At 43.1% G+C, this 17,427-nt stretch carries 11 protein-coding genes; 1 reads left to right on the top strand and 10 read right to left on the bottom strand.

All coding sequences use genetic code 11. The annotated features are described in order from the left end of the window. Nucleotides 1–55 precede the first annotated feature (55 nt). Complete coding sequence (locus tag D7V92_RS00350; RefSeq protein WP_121772056.1) at nt 56–1,774, top strand: ATP-binding protein; 1,719 nt, start codon at nt 56–58, stop codon at nt 1,772–1,774. A gap of 120 nt (nt 1,775–1,894) precedes the next feature. Here the strand turns inward: D7V92_RS00350 and D7V92_RS00345 are convergent, their stop codons facing one another. The 10 genes from D7V92_RS00345 to D7V92_RS00300 all read right to left on the bottom strand — a co-directional run bounded on the left by D7V92_RS00345 (nt 1,895) and on the right by D7V92_RS00300 (nt 17,424). Further along, a complete protein-coding gene (locus D7V92_RS00345; protein WP_121772055.1) occupies nt 1,895–2,152 on the bottom strand; it encodes a DUF6078 family protein in 258 nt (85 codons plus the stop codon). A gap of 177 nt (nt 2,153–2,329) precedes the next feature. Beyond that, nucleotides 2,330–3,676, bottom strand: coding sequence for a family 10 glycosylhydrolase (locus D7V92_RS00340; RefSeq protein ID WP_036614871.1), 1,347 nt, complete (start codon nt 3,674–3,676; stop codon nt 2,330–2,332). A 52-nt stretch (nt 3,677–3,728) separates the two neighbouring features. Further along, nucleotides 3,729–6,959 (bottom strand): efflux RND transporter permease subunit, encoded by a 3,231-nt coding sequence (locus D7V92_RS00335; RefSeq protein ID WP_121772054.1) that lies wholly within the window; start codon nt 6,957–6,959, stop codon nt 3,729–3,731. Continuing rightward, nucleotides 6,949–8,442, bottom strand: a complete 1,494-nt coding sequence (locus tag D7V92_RS00330) for a TolC family protein (RefSeq protein ID WP_036614883.1) — start codon at nt 8,440–8,442, stop codon at nt 6,949–6,951. The genes D7V92_RS00335 and D7V92_RS00330 overlap by 11 nt, the downstream gene beginning before the upstream one ends. Continuing rightward, nucleotides 8,439–11,504, bottom strand: a complete 3,066-nt coding sequence (locus D7V92_RS00325; protein WP_121772053.1) for an efflux RND transporter permease subunit — start codon at nt 11,502–11,504, stop codon at nt 8,439–8,441. Before D7V92_RS00325 ends, D7V92_RS00330 begins: the two co-directional genes overlap by 4 nt. 27 nt (nt 11,505–11,531) lie before the next feature. Then, on the bottom strand, nt 11,532–12,599 hold the full coding sequence (locus D7V92_RS00320; protein ID WP_087342000.1) for an efflux RND transporter periplasmic adaptor subunit: 1,068 nt from the start codon (nt 12,597–12,599) through the stop codon (nt 11,532–11,534). Nucleotides 12,600–12,699: 100 nt separating this feature from the next. Further along, a complete protein-coding gene (locus D7V92_RS00315; RefSeq protein ID WP_370035746.1) occupies nt 12,700–14,409 on the bottom strand; it encodes an O-antigen ligase family protein in 1,710 nt (569 codons plus the stop codon). 106 nt (nt 14,410–14,515) lie between these two features. Then, on the bottom strand, nt 14,516–15,403 hold the full coding sequence (gene lepB / locus D7V92_RS00310) for a signal peptidase I (protein WP_121772051.1): 888 nt from the start codon (nt 15,401–15,403) through the stop codon (nt 14,516–14,518). Between the two features lie 12 nt (nt 15,404–15,415). Next, nucleotides 15,416–15,760 carry a hypothetical protein gene (locus D7V92_RS00305; RefSeq protein WP_121772050.1) on the bottom strand — a complete coding sequence of 115 codons (345 nt, stop codon included), beginning with the start codon at nt 15,758–15,760 and terminating at the stop codon, nt 15,416–15,418. Between the two features lie 47 nt (nt 15,761–15,807). Then, the gene (locus tag D7V92_RS00300) at nt 15,808–17,424 is read right to left on the bottom strand and encodes a hypothetical protein (RefSeq protein WP_121772049.1); all 1,617 of its coding nucleotides are present in this window, start codon (nt 17,422–17,424) and stop codon (nt 15,808–15,810) included. Between the last annotated feature and the right edge of the window lie 3 nt (nt 17,425–17,427).

The following is a 17,427-nucleotide window of genomic DNA, read 5'->3' as shown; positions in this document are numbered from 1 at the left end:
AAAGAACAAGTTATTTTCTTAAATTTGTAGTATTGTATCAGAAAAAAGAAAGCTTATGGCACGAATAACGATTCCTTATGCGGTAGCGGATTTTGTAGAGATGCGGGAACGCAATTTCTACTATGTGGACAAGACCGATTTCATTCCGGGCTTGGAAGACTATAAGGCTCCAGTCTTCTTGCGTCCCCGTCGTTTCGGGAAAAGCCTGTTTATCTCTACCTTGGCTTGTTACTACGACCGTACCAAGGCCGACCGGTTCGAGGAATTGTTCGGCGGGACTTGGATCGGGGAGCACCCGACGGAGGAGCATAATCGTTATATGATCGTGCGCTATGATTTCTCAGCCATGGTTATGGCTGATGATATGGAGGGGCTGGAGCGTAACTTCAATCGCTTGAACTGTTCTCCGGTGGAAATTATGGTGACGCATAACCGTGACGTGTTCAAGGATTTTCAATTCTCTAGCCGTGATGATGCTTCCCAGATGCTTGAGGAGGTCTTGGGATACGTTCGCGAGCACGGCCTCCCTAAGGTTTATATATTGGTCGATGAGTACGATAATTTCACGAATCAACTGCTGACGGCCTATAAAGATCCGCTGTACGAGCAAGTGACCACGAGGGACAGTTTCTTGCGTACCTTTTTCAAAGTCATAAAGAAAGGTATCGGCGAGGGGAGTGTGCGTACTTGCTTTTGTGCGGGAGTTCTTCCCGTCACGATGGATGATTTGACCAGCGGGTATAATATAGCGGAGATCTTGACCTTGCATCCGAGGTTTCTGGATATGCTTGGTTTTACGTATGAGGAAGCGAGCGCTTATCTGGGATACGTGTTGAAGAAGTATGGCACGGGGCAGGACTCTTTTGAGGAACTTTGGCAACTGATCGTGAACAACTACGACGGCTATCGTTTCCGTCCCGGTGCGGAGCCTTTATTCAATTCCACGATCTTGACCTATTTCTTTAAGAACTTCGCCACGATGGATGGTATGATCCCGAGTGAGCTGGTGGATGAGAACCTGCGTACGGATATCGGTTGGATCCGTCGCTTGACCCTCTCGCAAGAGAACTCCAAGGAGATGCTGGATGCGTTGGTGATTGACGACGAGTTATCCTATAACGTTTCCGACCTGTCGAGCAAGTTCAACAAGAGGAAATTCTTCGACAAGAACTTCTATCCGGTCAGCCTCTTTTATCTGGGTATGACCACGCTGCGGAATAATTACCGCATGGTGCTACCCAACCTTACGATGCGCAGCATCTACATGGACTATTATAACGAGATGAATCATATAGAGGGAAACGCCCAACGCTATGTGCCTACTTACGAGCGTTTCACGGAAGAGCGTCGTTTCGAGCCGCTGGTACAAAACTACTTCGAGCAATACCTCGGGCAGTTCCCGGCGCAGGTGTTCGACAGGATCAACGAGAATTTCATCCGTTGCTCCTTCTTCGAGCTTTGTTCCCGTTACCTGAGCAGCTACTATACGTTCGCCATCGAGCAGAACAATTCGGCGGGCCGTTCGGATTTCGAGATGACCGGTATCCCCGGTACGGACTATTACAAGGATGACCGGTTGGTGGAATTCAAGTATTTCAAGGCGAAGGAGGCGGAGCGCATGCTGGCGCTCAGCGATCCCCGTCCCGAGGACGTGGCGCAAGTACTCGCCTACGCCAAGGATACCAAGGAGAAGTTCCCGTACTACCATGTCCGTTCCTACATTGTATATATCTGTGCCAACAAAGGATGGAAATGCTGGGAGGTGACTCCGTGATATCATTTCAATTGCTTTATTAATAGTACTTTGTGGTGCCAATGATGTGCCATGCTATTGGCACGTTCGTAACATGGGTAGTGGCACAAGCCTCTCTTCCTTGGTTTACCAGTCGTACTCCTAGAAATGAGCGTCGAAACCTTTTGGCTCTTTTACCCCACAGCGTTTGAGCGCATTCAATACGACCTGTTGCTCGGAGGGTGAGAGCGGCCTTTCTCCCTTGCGGACACGGTAGTAAGTACGCCGGCTGAAGTGCCTCATGAGTCCCGGGATAACGGAGAGCATCTGTTTGTGCGGCAAGCTCTCCAATAGGCTTACGAATCCCGCGGCATAGCGTACTTTCTTGTTCGGACGGTAATAAGGGCAAGTTCCCTTCAATGAGGCGAGGTGTCTCGGGCTGATGATCTGCCAATAGGCCGTCTCGTCGGGCTTTATTAAGTATTCTTGTTAAAGGTGATTGTTTGTTTCGGCGTTCTGGAATAGGGGTGTTTACGCGTGCGGCCTACCTCATGAATTTACGAGGTAGGCCGCATAAAAATAGCTATTATCAAGTACTTATTTAACCGTAACATTCCATCCGGAAAGAATACCTCCGTAGAAGTAAAAGTCTACGCAGAATGTTTTTCCTGTGTTTAGCTCTTTGACCTCGTAGTATTTCGTGGCACCTTTTTCGTTCACCAATTTATAATCGGCGATATTCGGAATAGGCACGTTGGCGAGCTCCTTGATCTTTGCGTTTATCATGTTCAAGATATCCATGTTCTCGAAAGGATTCGTTACTTTGGTACTCTTGGATAAAGCCGGATTCACCCCATTGTTCTCGGCACGAACCGCACGAACACTATCCGCGTAAGCCTTGAACATCGCACGGCTTTCCGGAGTGCGTAAAGCGGATACGGTAAAGATAGAGATTCCTTCCGCCCCATGATTTAGCGCGGCGTCCATGCTGGCTTGCATATCGTCTGAAACCATTAAGCCGCAGTAAAGCGTTGTTTTCGGGTTCTTATCCCGAACATCCTCTATCATACAGTCTGAGATAAAACTAATATCTTCCGTGTAGAAGTTATGGTATACCATGGGGAAGACAATGTCCAGATTCCATTTACCCCAGTCTTGACGAACCATTTTGGACGCCATCTTGGGGGTTGGGAAAGGAGAGGCTGCCATTTTCTTTCCATAGGAGTGAACCACGTCGGCGATCATATTGGCAACCTCGGTAATCTGGTCACAACGGAATTGAAGCCATTTCTCGTCTTGCGAGGGATCTTCCTGTTCTCTTGGATCATATCCGTAAGCGGCCTTGAACTTCTCGATCATAGCCGGGTGATAGCCAAAATCCCATTGCGGATATTCTTGATCTTGCACGATACCGTATTTCGGCCAAAGGGTAGTCGGCAGGATAACGTCCACGAAACGGTGGTAATCGATCGCGATACCGTTCAAGCCTTCGACCTCGCAGTAAGCCTCTATTTTCTTCTTGATAAACTCCCGTACCTCGGGTAAGGCGGGGCACATAAATTTGTAGTAATCCACGTAAGCGGTCGTATCGGCCAAGCTTTGTCCATTGCGGTTTACGCTGAACCATTCGGGATGTTCTTTTAAGATAGCGTCCCGGTCATGTTCCGGATTCATCGTCCATAACCAAGCGTAGACCTCTATCCCATGTTTCTGGGCGATGGGAATAGCGGCCCGATAATCATCCGGAGTAGGGGCGTTTAGCATGACACCGTCTATCCCCGCCTCATTCATGATCGTACAGATGGAGTCGAAATTCATTCCGGGCTGGTAATCCAACCAAGTCCAGAACATCGGATAAGCATCTTTCGTATCATTTTTCGGGGAACTGCAAGCACCTACGCAGCAAGCTACCAGAAGCAATACTAAATAATTTATGTGTCTCATAAGTTTAATGAATTTGATTAACGATTTATCCGTTAAAGATACGTATTCCTGTTTAATGCCGTTCTTTTTTCAGCGTAAATATCGGTAAATAAAAGAAGATGCCTAGGATAGACATGATAAGGCCGCCTATCGTTCCGGCGGCGAGCGGGAACCAAAAGGCTTCTTTATCGGTGCCTAGCATGAACGGGATAAATCCGAGTATGGTCGATATAACGGTTAGGAAAATCGGTGTGATCTTGGCGTTCCATGCCTTTAGATAAGCACGGATTGGGGAAATAGCGGGTATCCGTTCCCGAATTTGGTTATATTCGTTTAAGATATAGATACTGGCGTTTACCGTGATACCGCATAATAAAACGAAGGAGGCGAATCCTCCTTGGTCGAAGTTCAGCTTGAACCAATAGAAGGTCAGGAATACCCCGATATAAGAGATCGGTATGACAAAAATGACCGCCAGCGGTTGTTTCAAGGAATTAAACAAGATACTGGTCGTAAAGAAAATAATAACGATGATCAAGAACAATAACGCATATTGTTTATTGTCTTTCTGATCCCATGACCAATAATTTTTTTCCGCTTTAGCCGTATATCCCATAGGCAAGATCTTGTTAAACTCCCTAAGTTCCCTTTTCTGGATCTTCTCGCCTTGCGAGGAAGCTCCGATGTATTCATATTGCAGGCAGAGCCTGTATTGCTGGTTTACTTTCGCTATCTGTTGAGGGGTCTGGCTTTTCTCGACGGTAGCGAGTTCGGATAATTTATAGGATTTATCACGGATGGTTTGAGGTACATATTGCATACTCCAGATATCGAACTCCTTTGATTGGCGGGAAGAAAGTTTTAGCTTTTCCGTCTCGTTATCAACGACGATGGTACCTGCGTAGATATCTTTACCGAAAACAGGCCGGATAGACGCGAATAAATCGATAGGCAATATATCCGCTTGCGCCATACGGGATTTATTCAAGTTGAAGTAGAATTCCTGATAATCATCCTTCCACCAAGAAATCTCGGAATTGATCAATACTTCCTTGATACGGCGATACGTAAGCAATTTCTCCCGCAGTTTCTCCGCCCATTCGTATAGCTCGTCATAATTATATCCGTACATCTCGATCCGGAAAGAACCTGCGTTCTCACGGACATCATTGCTGAAACCTTGGTCCATAAGTCCCCATACGCCCCAACTTCCACCACCTAATTCCAACGCTTTGCTAATCACCCTGCTTTTCAAGGTGTAGGGGAAACCACTTTGCTCGTTCTCACGGGTGAAATAGACGTTGATACTGGCTTGACGTGCGTTATAGATACTGGTCTGGAACTGCCGTATTTCCTTATAGGTACTCAAGTAAGCCTCCATTCGGTTGATCAAGTGGTTCATTTGATCAAGAGTCGTACCGTTCGGCATGGAAGCGCTGATACTTAATACCGTTTCTTCATTCCGGGTAAAATAACTTCCCTCGTATACCTTTTGGACAAATAGGCGCAAGGTTCCTCCCAAACTCTTATCGACGATAGGTTTTATCGTTTCCTTCCAAATATCTTTCGCTGCGAATTCATTGTAGCGGGCGATCCACAAAGAGTCCCTTGCGGATAGATCCTTCTCTTCCGGCTCGATCTTCTCCGGCAATAAAAATATCGGTAGTCCGAAAGCCAGTACTAGAATAAGGCAAGCCAGCTTTTTCCAATTGCAAAGGAAACGGATCTGCGCCCGGTAATAATGAGAGAAATAGACTGGGAAACGGTGTATGAACGACCGTATCGGACGGACCACCGGATGTTGTTTCCAATGACTTGGAGCTTTTTGGGAAGAAGAAGCGGCTTTCTTCGGGTGCAAATTCATCTTATCGATCAATGCCGGAACCAAGAATAACGCGATGAACAAAGATACGGCCAGATTAATGATCACGACAGCGGCGAAATCTTGTAAATTCAACCGTATCTTCTCATCCAAGAAGAAGATAATCACGAGGGCACCCATAGTCGTCAAAGTTGCCGCCAGAATAGACAAGAAAGCTTTCCGGTCATGATGGTGCCGGATGTGATCAGTCATCACGATCGTATTATCGATCACCAAGCTGAGAGAGATCGTGATACCCGCCAGCGAGTATAATTGCATCTCCAACCCTAATAAATAATAAAGGATAACGGCTATACACAGGTTGATACTTAAACTGATGATGATCAAGAACAGATAACGTACATTCTGGGTAATCAGCAGAACGAAGAGCAAGAGGATCAAGATGGTCAAGCCTGTACGGACGTAGATTTTATCCAATTCTTCTTGGATAAATTCGGTAGCGTCGTAACTGGTATGGATCTCGTAACCGGGAGGAAGCAAGGTGCGGATATGCTCCATTTCTTCCTTCACTTTCTTGGCTAATTGCAACTGGTTGGCAGTCTCTTCCGCACGGATAGACAGGTAAATAGAGTTTAAACCATTGATCCGGTAGTAACTTTGCGGGGCCTCTTCTTGCCGGGTTACCTTTATCAATTGATCCAGCCGGATTAAGCTACCATCTTTGTTTGCGACGGTGATATGCGATGGTTCGAACCCATTCGTGATCTTTTCCGGCATTAACGCCAGACGAATCCATTCCTTGCCGGTATCTCCTTGTCCCATATTAGCGGTTCCAAGGAACTCTTTTTTGTAATATTGGCTGATCGCCGATTGGATATCCTCTATCGTGATCCCCAGATCCCGTAGCTGGCGGCTATCGTATTCCAAGCGCCATTCCATAGGGGTTGCCCCGCTAACATCGATACGATAAATACCTTGCACGCTGCTAAGCCGGGGCTTTATCTGATCCTCGGCGAATCGCTGGATGAATATCGGGGTAGCGGAAGCGTTCAAGGTATAACTCATGAACGGGCGTGATTCCTTGTCGTCCGGACGGCTCATCTCTAAAATCGGATAACTTAATTCCTCCGGAAGGTCCGGCCACGTCTGCCTAACAATTGTTGATGCCTCAAAACGTGCGGCATCTATATTCGTATGTTTATCTAGTTCTAAGGTAATCCTTCCCCATCCGTTTCCCGAGGTCGAGGAGATCTCTTTGATTCCTTTGATACGGGCAAGCATCGCTTCCAACCGGGAGGTTACCTCCATCTCGATAACCCTCGCTGAGTTGGAGGGCATATTATAGCTGATACTTAATTTTGGCAGCGTACGGGAGGGAGATAGCTTGATCGGCAATAAAGGCACGAAAGCGATCCCCGCCAATGCGATACAAAGGAAGGTGACGATGATCGTAAAGGATGATATGTTCGGATTAGAACCCATGCTCGTAATCAAATTCGTTGGCTAATGAGATGCCTGTCTCGAAATCATGTAAGGTGAGCTTACGTATTTTGTAATAGCTCAACCAATAATTTTGCAAAGCCGTGATATAATTACGTTGCGCTTCCTGCTGTCGGTTCAAGGAGAGCGTAAGGCTATTGATATCCGCTTTGCCGATCATGAAACGTTGCTTGGTCTCGTTATAGGCCATGATTGCGATATCCAAAGCCTCTTCGGCGCTGGCGATCAGGTTTTGCTGTACATTGAAATCACCGACGGTCATGATAACGTCTTCCTCCAATGTGACTTCCGTCTGCCGTGCGGATATTTGCGTAACATTTAGATTGCTTTTGGCTATATTGTATTTACCCTTCCGTACTCCCCAGTCTATAAGGGGAATAGAGATAGATATCGATACCAAGTCCTGCTGCAGCGGATTCTTGTAAACTTCCTTAAACTGGGTCGCTACTTGATTGAAACCGATACTGGCATTCAAGGAAGCGTTGAATAAGGTTTCCTTTTTGGTCTTATCCACTTGTTGCTCGGCCTCTAACACTTCTTGCCGCACTTCCAGAAACTTGGGGTTATTCTCCCGGGCTAACGTCAATGCTTGATCCACCGGAATATCCATATCATGGGGGCGTGACGGCAGCCGAAGCCGTATCTCCGTATTCTTATCGAAATTCAAATACGAGGCCAGACTGAACATGGCTCGCTTCAAGGCTATATCGGCGTTTTGTAACGTATTGCGGGCATTGATCGCATCCAGCTTGAGTGTTAGCAGATCCGCTTGACTAATAGCCGCGATCTTATGCCGCTCTTGGCCGGTACGGTATAATGTATCGGTTGTCGCTACATTTTCCTTGGCCATATCATATTCTACTTGAGCCATGGCCAAGGTGAAGAAATAAGCGGTGGCTTGTTCGCTGACCGTCTCGATATTGTAAAGTAACTCTTTCTTGACTTTCTCGTATTTTAGGGGCTCTATCTTCTTCTCCCACCGGAAAGGATTATATCCTAGCAGGTTTTGCGTATAACCGATACTGATCGGCACGGAAGTATACTGGTTATACGTATTATTCCCGAAGTATCGCATATAGCCGAGATTGGAGTTGATATAGAAACTACCGCCTAATAGATCGAAGTTTTGCTTGATTTGCAAATTACCACCTGCGTAGAACGATTGTTGCTCACGATACTCGTCGATATCTTTCTCCGAATCGTATCGTTTCGTGATATCCCGGTAGTATTCGGCGGGTGTGATATTCAACGTAAGACTAGGCAGTCGCTCCGCCTTGTAATTCCGGAATTCCCAATAGCCAGATAGGAACAGGTTTTTCGTACGAAAAGCCTCCAGCGAGCTATCGGCGGCCAATGAGATCGTCTTCTCAAGGGAAAGGATGAGCGATTGGGCCGATACTCCTCCGGCTAATAGCGAACAGAACGCATATAAAACTAGGAATGTCCTCTTGTATCTTTTTTTCATAATGCATGTCTCCTATAGATAAACCAATAAACCAAAGGAATAATAAATAAACTGACTGCCGTACCGATCAGCATCGCCGAGATCATGGCAATGGAGAGTGGCTTTTGCAACTCACTTCCCATATCGAACGTGAATAGTAGCGGTACCATTCCGAATATAGTTGTCAATGAGGTCATGATAATCGGGCGCAGACGACGACGACCCGCCTCATGGATCGCTTCCATCAAGGGTACACCTTCTTTCCGAAGCTCATTGATCGCGTCCAGTTTCAAGATAGAGTCGTTTATGATGATACCGCAAGTTACCACGATACCGATAGCACTCATCAGGTTTAAGGTATGCCCGCATATCCATAATACCAGTAAGGAGGCGGCTACGTCTATAGGTATTTCCAGCAGGACGATCAAGGGCTGCAAGAAGCTCTCGAATTGCGCCGCTAAGATAAAGTACATCAAGAGAATGGATATGAACAAGATGACGACCAGTTCATTCAGCATTTGTTGGTTCGAGAAGAAGCTTCCCGAGAAATCGATGTCCCAATTCGTCTTATCTTTGGATTCGCTGCGGACGAGCTCCCGAATATTTTCCATTAACTGTTCTGCATTCTCTACTTGATAGAAGCTAAAAGGAATATATTCCCCGTTCTTTCCAGCGGTGAGTACCTTCAAATCCTCTCCGGGAGTAATTTTTGTTACTGCGCTAAGAGGGACATGATTCGTCTTTTGGTTTTCGTCCGGTTGCGTACGGATTAACGTATTATGTAGGATATGATCGACCGTTTGCTCGTTTCCGGCTAGCGTGATCGGTAAATACTGTTGATAAGAGCGTAGGGTAGCGACTTCATTTTCCTTGAAGGCCGTCTTAAGTACCCGGTAGACCTCTTCATAGGAGATATTATAAAGTAATAGTTTCTGATGGTCTATGGATATGTTTAATTGATTCTCGAAAGCTACGCCAACGGGAGCGAGACCGGTCTTACTCTCTAGTGCTTTCTCTAGTTTTTGCAAAGTAGGGGCATTCGGAGCTTGTTCTTTGTTACGGGCATAGAACTCGGCTACGATATCGGCCTCACCGGTTACGAACAGTTTCTCAAACACAGTCTCCGGCGGAGAGAACGATAATACGGCTGTCGGGTAATTTCGCTTTACCCAAGCGGAGATTTCTTGTTGTAAAGGGGCGATAGCATCGGTCTCTTCTGTCTTGAAATAAAGTTCTACTTCCGAGATGGATAATTCCCTGTCTCGGTTTAGCAGGAATTGTTGCTGTCCGATATAGGCCGTGTGTTGCGCGCCTAACTGATCGGCCTCACCAAATAATTCGGTGACTCTCTTTCTATTCTCATCAATATGGATGTTCTCATTCCATTCAACATGTGCGATTAACTCATTCTGATCGATTTCCGGCATCCGGCTTTTGGGGATCATATAGAATAGGATTGCGCAAAGGGGGATGGTGACAGCTACAAATAGTAGGCTAGTGGTCTTATGCCTGAATATGAAATCAACCCCTCCGTCATAGAACCGGTCCAGCGTATGCTCCTTGATCAAATTGTTTATTTTCAGGTTGAAAAAGGAATGCTTGATCTCCGGTATGCTGTAAACTAATTTGTAAAGTACAGGCAGTAACATGATTCCGGTGAAATAAGAGACCATTAAACCAACCGTAACGGCAAACGCCTGATCGAAGAAAATCGCTCCCGCTATACCACTCATAAATACCAGCGGAACGAATACGGCGATCGTGGTAAATGTGGAACTAAGCATGGGGGTGATTACTTCTGTGGTCCCTTTTATACACGCTTCTTCCAGATTATCTCCTTTTGCCCGGTATTGCGCTATATTCTCCGTCACGATGATGGAGCTGTCTATCATCATACCCAATGCCAGAATTAATCCGGATAGGGAGATGATATTTAAGGACATATTGAAAAGGTAGAAGAACAAGAAACTAATGATGATACTGACTACCATACTTAGTCCGATTACCGCTGGGCTTTTTACGTCTCCGAGGAAAAGGATCGCCACGATGCAGATAAATAAGAAACCTAACGATAGGTTCTGCTTGAGGTTGGAGATCGTATAATCCAATAACTCGGTCTGGTTTCTTGTGATCGTAAATTCAATATCCGGGTAAATAGACTTGAAATAATCGGTAACCTCGGCAAGCGCCTCTTTCATATTGTCCATATTCTCATCCGCTTGCTTGATAACGGCTAACGTGACGGCCCTTTCCCCGTTGGCTAGCGATAAGCCGGTTTCTTTTTCCGGTACGACAGCTACTTTTGCCAGATCTTTTATCTGGAAGATCCGGTCATTCTTACGGATATAGATATTTTGTACGTCTTCCGGTGTACGTAATAAGGTAGAAAATTTGATATTGTACTCATAATAACCATCCCGTACGGTCATGCTTCCCGGCTCTATATTATTGGCAGACAAGGCTGATTCCAAATCATTTAACGTAATATCAGCCATATCCAAGAGCTTCATATCCGGTACGATCTGTAATTGCCGTCCTAATATGCCCGTGATATCCACCATCGCGACTTCCGGCAACTGTTCGATCCTTCGCTTGATTACTGTTTCCGCGAATTGGCAAAGATCGAGGAAAGCCTCGTCGTTTTCAATTGTCTTGAGTGTGAGGTTGAGGCAAAACACCGGAATGTCCGTAGCGCTCGCCTTGACTACCCGTGGACGTTCTACCTCACGGGGCAGGTAATTCATGGCGGCGTCTATTTTCTCATTGACCTCTATAAAGGCAAGATCCGTATTCGTGCCAAAGTCGAAGCTAAGGCGGATAATACCCGCTCCATCGCGAGTCTCGCTATGGATATCTCGTAATCCTGCCACTTGCATCAATTGCAAACGGACCGGCTTTACGACAGTATTTTCCAATTCCCGTGCGGATGTATTTTGCCCGGATATCTGAACGGTAATCTCAGGTATGGCGATATCAGGCAATAAGGAGACCGGTATGGTGAAATAAGTCACCAACCCCACGATAAAGCAAGCCGTAAAAGCCATCAATACCGCTATCGGACGTTGTAGCAGGAAGCGAATCATACGCAACTAATTTTCAATTCTCAATTCTCAATTTTCAATTACCTTGACCGGTGACTCATGCGCCAGATTAATATTGCCGCTTGTAATCACGACATCCCCTTCTTTCAATCCTTCCAAAAGGGTATAACTATCAGCGTTTTCCAGTCCGGTACGCACGTAGTTCCAATAAGCGTGCCCATCAACTAAAGTAAATACGACCTGTTTCCCGGAACGTAATACCACGGCCGTTTTCGGTACGACCAATTGCTTCCCGAGCGAGCGTTGTACGCTAACCCGTACATTCATGCCTTCGAATAATTTACCTTTGTCGTTTACCGCCGCTTTCACTTGTACCATCCCGTTCTCATCCACTAGCGGGTTGATCTCGGATATACGTCCTTCAGTCTTTAAGCTGGTGGTGGCGAAAGGGGTAACTTCCACTTTATCTCCGTTTTGGATAAGCGGCAACTCACTTTCCAATACGGTGAAAGAGGCTTCCAGACTATGAGGATCGATAACGGTACAGAATGCGTCCGTCGTAGACGCCACGTTCTCTTGTTTAGCGAAAAGGTTTGCGATAATACCGTCGAAAGGCGCGATTAGCGTCGCGTTCTGTTCCTCATATTGGGCAAGTTGATATTGGGCGAGCGCCAGATCATATCCACTTTTTACCCGTGCTAGGTTGAGCGTCGCAGGCGGGACTTTCGCTGAGTCTTCCAGCATATATCCTTGACCGATCAATACGTCTTTTAATTCAAGCTTCGCTTTCTCTAGGGCATCCTTGGCTTGCGCTGTTTTGTTCGTGAGCCGGAAAGTAGCGAGTTCCGCTATTTTCTGTCCTTTGTTTACCCGGTCTCCGTTCTTACCGTAGATACGGGCGATGGGCTCCGCCGACTCAAACCGTAAGTCCACCAACTTGCGAGCGGATAATTTACCATTGCTTATCAACTCATGATTAAATTCCGTTTGCTTCAATGTCATGATCGTGACTTCGTTCGCCTCATCCGGCAATACGGTCTCTACGGAATCCTGTGTGGCATCTGTATCTTTCTTTTCTCCGCCGCATGCGCTTAAACAGAATAAAAGCGTAAAGGTCAACAATTTATAGTATTTCATACTCGTATGATTGATCGGTTTGTACAATTTATCATTCGCAAATATAAGTATTTATTGTTATGATGTAGTCGTAATTGCTATAAAAATAAGGATATTGTATTCATATTGATGTGTTGTTTAACATACTTCGTGCTTTCTCTTTCATTTCTTTAATAGCGGAACTTTCCACTTTGGGTTTCTTAGTTAATACGGAATCAATCGCCATTTTCAATTTTGCAGGTTGAAAATAAGATGGTTCCGTATAAAGATTCATTAACAGATAATACGGATAGATACGTTCCGGTAAAATATCAATGGCATGTAACAGGTGCTTTTCCGCTTGTCGGTATTGTCCTAATGACTGTTCGTTTTTTGCCATCATGTAATAAAGCATTGGATCAGCGCTTAATAAAACGGCCCTTCTTAAATATTCATTCGCTTGCTCAAATTGTCTGGTTTTGCTAAGGCATTGAGCGGCCTCGAAAAGGAATCCCGGTTTATGCTTCAACAATGGGTACAAAGGCTCATATTCTTCCAAGGCGGCCCTGTAAGCTTTATTATTATAAAACATTTGTGCTCTGTCCCATTTTTGATAAGCCCTATAATAATCTTTCTGCGTCCAAAATAGTGTAATGCCTAGAATGGCTACACCAATAAGAAATACCCGTTTATACCATTCGTTGTGACTAGGCTCTGTCTCATCCTTTTGAATTTGATCCGGATTCGGCGTTACGCACATCACTCCCAAAAATATCAATACGACCCAGAACTCCGGCAATTGTAACGGATACGATGAGAAAGCAAATATAGCCAACGCTATGATTCCTCCACAACAGGCATATCTTTTATTCTTGATCCCTTTATAGACAATACTTCCTAGGCAGGTCATAAACAAGGCTAATCCAATGATCCCTTGCTCCAAGTCGATTTGCAGGTATTCGTTGAAAGCATATTCCGGACATCCTGCGATCCATTTCTCCTGTTCGCTGGCTTTTCCTGAAGTCATGTATTCGGCTTGTGCTTCAGCGTAAGCAGCTGGGAACCCACCTAAGCCTGTACCGGTTACAGGGTATTTTTGAATTGCTTTTGCTGTGACTTTCCACATAAGGAACCTGCCATCCGCAGAATCCTTTTTTAATGTATAGAAGTATGTGCTTCCTGCGAGAAATAAAACACATCCGAGAAAGCCACATATTATATATGGCTTTTTGTGCTGTATCAATTCTATTTTTATCCGTTTCCAATCAAGGCGGTACATTGCGTAAACCCAAGCGCAAGAGCAAATTGCCGCTATCCATGCCGACCGGCTCATTCCGGCGGGGAGTATGACGATAATTGTAAGTATACACAACATTGCGAAATAATATAAAATATTCCGTTTGGATTGTTTCAACAAGATCCCAAGAGCTATAGGAAGCGTAATCGCTAAATATCCGGAATAAGGCCCCGGGTTGAAAAAAGAACCAGTTAAACGAAATAGGGAATGGCTAGATTGTGTCCAACCTTGTAATTGTTTGAATCCCCAAATAGCTTCTATCAAGCCGATACCTATGAGGACAAATAAAAAATAGTTTCCAAGCATCGGATATTTGCTGATAGTATATCGAAGTATAAACCATAATATAACCATCTGTCCGATAAATATGATTTTTTCCGGTTCGGGATTAAGTGTCCATGGATAAGCGATGGCAGACCAAATGCCTATAAGTGGAAGTATAAAATCATTCCATATTAAAGAGATATCAGGCTTTTGTTTTTTGGTAAAAAGAGAGAATGGTATATAGATTGAAAAGATAAACAATATGAGTTGTACCCAATATAATTTCCCCATGATAATTCCATTCACTAATTCAGACATGATTGCGAATGGGGTACATAATAGTAGTACACCTAGAAACGAGAGAAAAAAACAGTCTATATAATAAAGGCTTTTCATGTTAATTAACTGGATTAAATAATCGTTTCCATCTGATTTTACCCGTATATGGATCTATTGACTTCCATATGATCCAAGCTTTACCTACGATATATTCCTCAGGTAAAAGCCCCCAATAGCGGGAATCTTGAGAGTTTTCTCCGTTATCCCCTGCCATGAAATAGTAATTTTTCTGAAACTGGTATGTGTCTATTTGCTTATCTCCCAAAAAGACCGATTCGCAATGAATACTCAAGATTTTTTGTTGTTCCCACTCAATATACTTTTTATAAAGAATATAGCTTGATCGATCCATCTGTATCGAGTTTCCTGCTTTAGGAATAAATAGAGGACCGAAATTTCTTATATCCCAATTGAAAGTCGTGTCATACGGAAAACATTTAAAAATTTCTTTCTCAAATGTGTCGTCTTCTCGCTTTGATATTGTTTGTTGAGATATATCGTTTCCTATGGCACCTTCGTATCCTCTTATCTTGAATATTCCATTTCTAATAGATAATGTGTCACCGGGTAGTCTCACGCATCGTTTTACATAATATTTTAATATATGCATTTCTACTTTATTCCATCGATTAGGGAAGGGGAAATTAAATACAAGAATGTCATTTCGCTGTATTTGCTGGAATCCGGGGATCCGATAGATTTTAGTTGGTTCGTTACGTAAAGATGTGAATATGTTAAATATACGTGCGCCAATTGTAGGCTTGAATACCATGATGTTATCTCCGTCTTTCAAGGTTGGACTCATGGAGTCGGATGGTATCTTGAAAGTGCTGAAACAAAATATCTGCATGAAAATAAAAGACAGAGTTGAAATAACGAGTATACTGGCGATCCGTAGGACTTTGTTGATGAATATATCAAGTATGTGTTTTCGTCTTATATTCATGATAGATGCTGTTTATAACCATTTTAGATATCCATTCTTATAAGAGAATATGCGTTGCATATTTTTCTGCTTCTTATTTGTTTCATTTCTCACTCTGTAAATAGTACCTGATGGGACATACTTGAAAACAAGGAAATTTTTGTTTCCTTTCTGCTCGTCAAATAGTTTCCATTCTTGATCCCAATAATATAATTTATATATATATTCAGGTTGTATGATACTAGGAGTATAGGGGGTATAATGGATAGTTGAAATATTGTATAATCCACCAAGATCAATTTTTACTTTATATTTCCCGTGTGAATTTTTTTTGATATTTCCGATCATACCTGTAGCGGATATATGATCTGTTATCATATCGATATTTTCGTATGTGTTGATATGTTTGATAGGTGTCTGTATTGTTATGTTACGGATTTGTTCTTGTTTTTCTGCTTTTTGAGTGTACAACGTGAAGTCACAAAGAGCAAAAGTACGCTTGGAATTTGTAACTCAATACTATTATATTTGTTTCTGCTTTGGATATTTATTATATTTTCCCATAAATCGGAATGATCCGTAATAGTGTACAATGTATCAACAATGCCTTCCAGATCATTTATTCCTATAATATGTGTATTTAATAAAGGATTTATTATTTGTAATCGATCTTTAGGGTCTCTGAAAAAACCGGGTGACCGAACATAAATATCTTGTGTTTGGTTAGAGATTGAGAAAATATGTTTTTCTCCAGTAGGTGAGATATAAAATGGATTCCCTATGGGCAAAATGTTTCCATTTAAGTAAAAAGCAGGTAAATATACGACATCTCTTCCCATACCAATGAAAGTGACATTACGGTTCACTATTTTTCCCCATTGTATAGGTTCCCATTTTTCGTGGTTATATACACAAAGATATGCGTAAGAAGGAACTTCTTTTATACCTTTTGGTATTAGTATGTTTACATTTGTTGTATCAAAATATTCATTAGAAACATCTTTTATTCTGGGATTTTTAAATAGGTTTGGAATATCTTCTTTTGATATATTAGGATCGAATAAAGGGCCTGTTTTGTTTATAGAGAATGTGTTTCTATATACTTTAGCGAAACGTAATTTCCCCCATTTTCGATCTGTTGTTTTATTATTGTACATAATTTTATATTTCCATCTATCTTCGTCCCAAAAAGGTTCAAAAGGTATGGTTTGGGAAGGCGTTATGATTGCATTCCATGTATGGGAGTTGTTTCTGTTCCCTTGTGAAGGTGCAAAGTCAATACTTGAGGCTATACCGGATGAGGCCAATACTAAGGAATTGAACCAACTTCTATCTCCGCATTGTCCGTATTTAATTTGCTCGAAAGTCTTTACACTGTTAATTGGAATTCTATCTCCTGCAAAGAAATTATACCTTATGTCTTTGTAATAGTATAAAATAGAATCTATCCTTTGGATGAAAGAGGCGCCAACACTATCTTTAAATATGGTATGATGTCTTTTATAAAACATCTCTTTCGAGTCCTCAAGTATGATTCCTTCTTTAAAACGGTAAGGTAATATGAATTCACAAAACATTTCAAAAGGATATTCCCTCGTATATATATTATTTTGCCATGCCTCAAATGCTAGGTCTATTTGCTTGATAAGCCATTCTGACTTGATCGTCTCTATATCGGACTTATAATCTAAAAATGAGAATGCGGCAATTTGGTGAGCGTATGCTTTCTCAAGAGAATCTATCTCTTGTCGCCAAGGCAATGGAGTCTTCATCCAATTATATTTTTCCGATATGGCGGCATGTTTATCATACAAGTCTTGCAAATTGACCTCATTTGAATTGTTTTTATTGTAGTGAAATGCCATGTGCTGTATTAGGAATTTTGCTGCAGCTAATTTTTGTTCGTCTGACTCATAGTGTTTTATGATTTTTTCTGACTCATTTCTGTTGCTTTTTGCTTTCTTTGTAGAAAAAATAATGCTGTTATTTTGAGAATTACAAGAATAAAAAATGCAAAGGACAAAAAACAATATGTATATCATGAT

Source organism: Parabacteroides sp. CH2-D42-20, from assembly GCF_003670185.1.
In the GTDB taxonomy this organism is placed as follows: Bacteria; Bacteroidota; Bacteroidia; order Bacteroidales; family Tannerellaceae; genus Parabacteroides; species Parabacteroides distasonis.
Note: the sequence above shows the minus strand (reverse complement) of the source record. Positions and strands in the feature narration are given on the sequence as shown.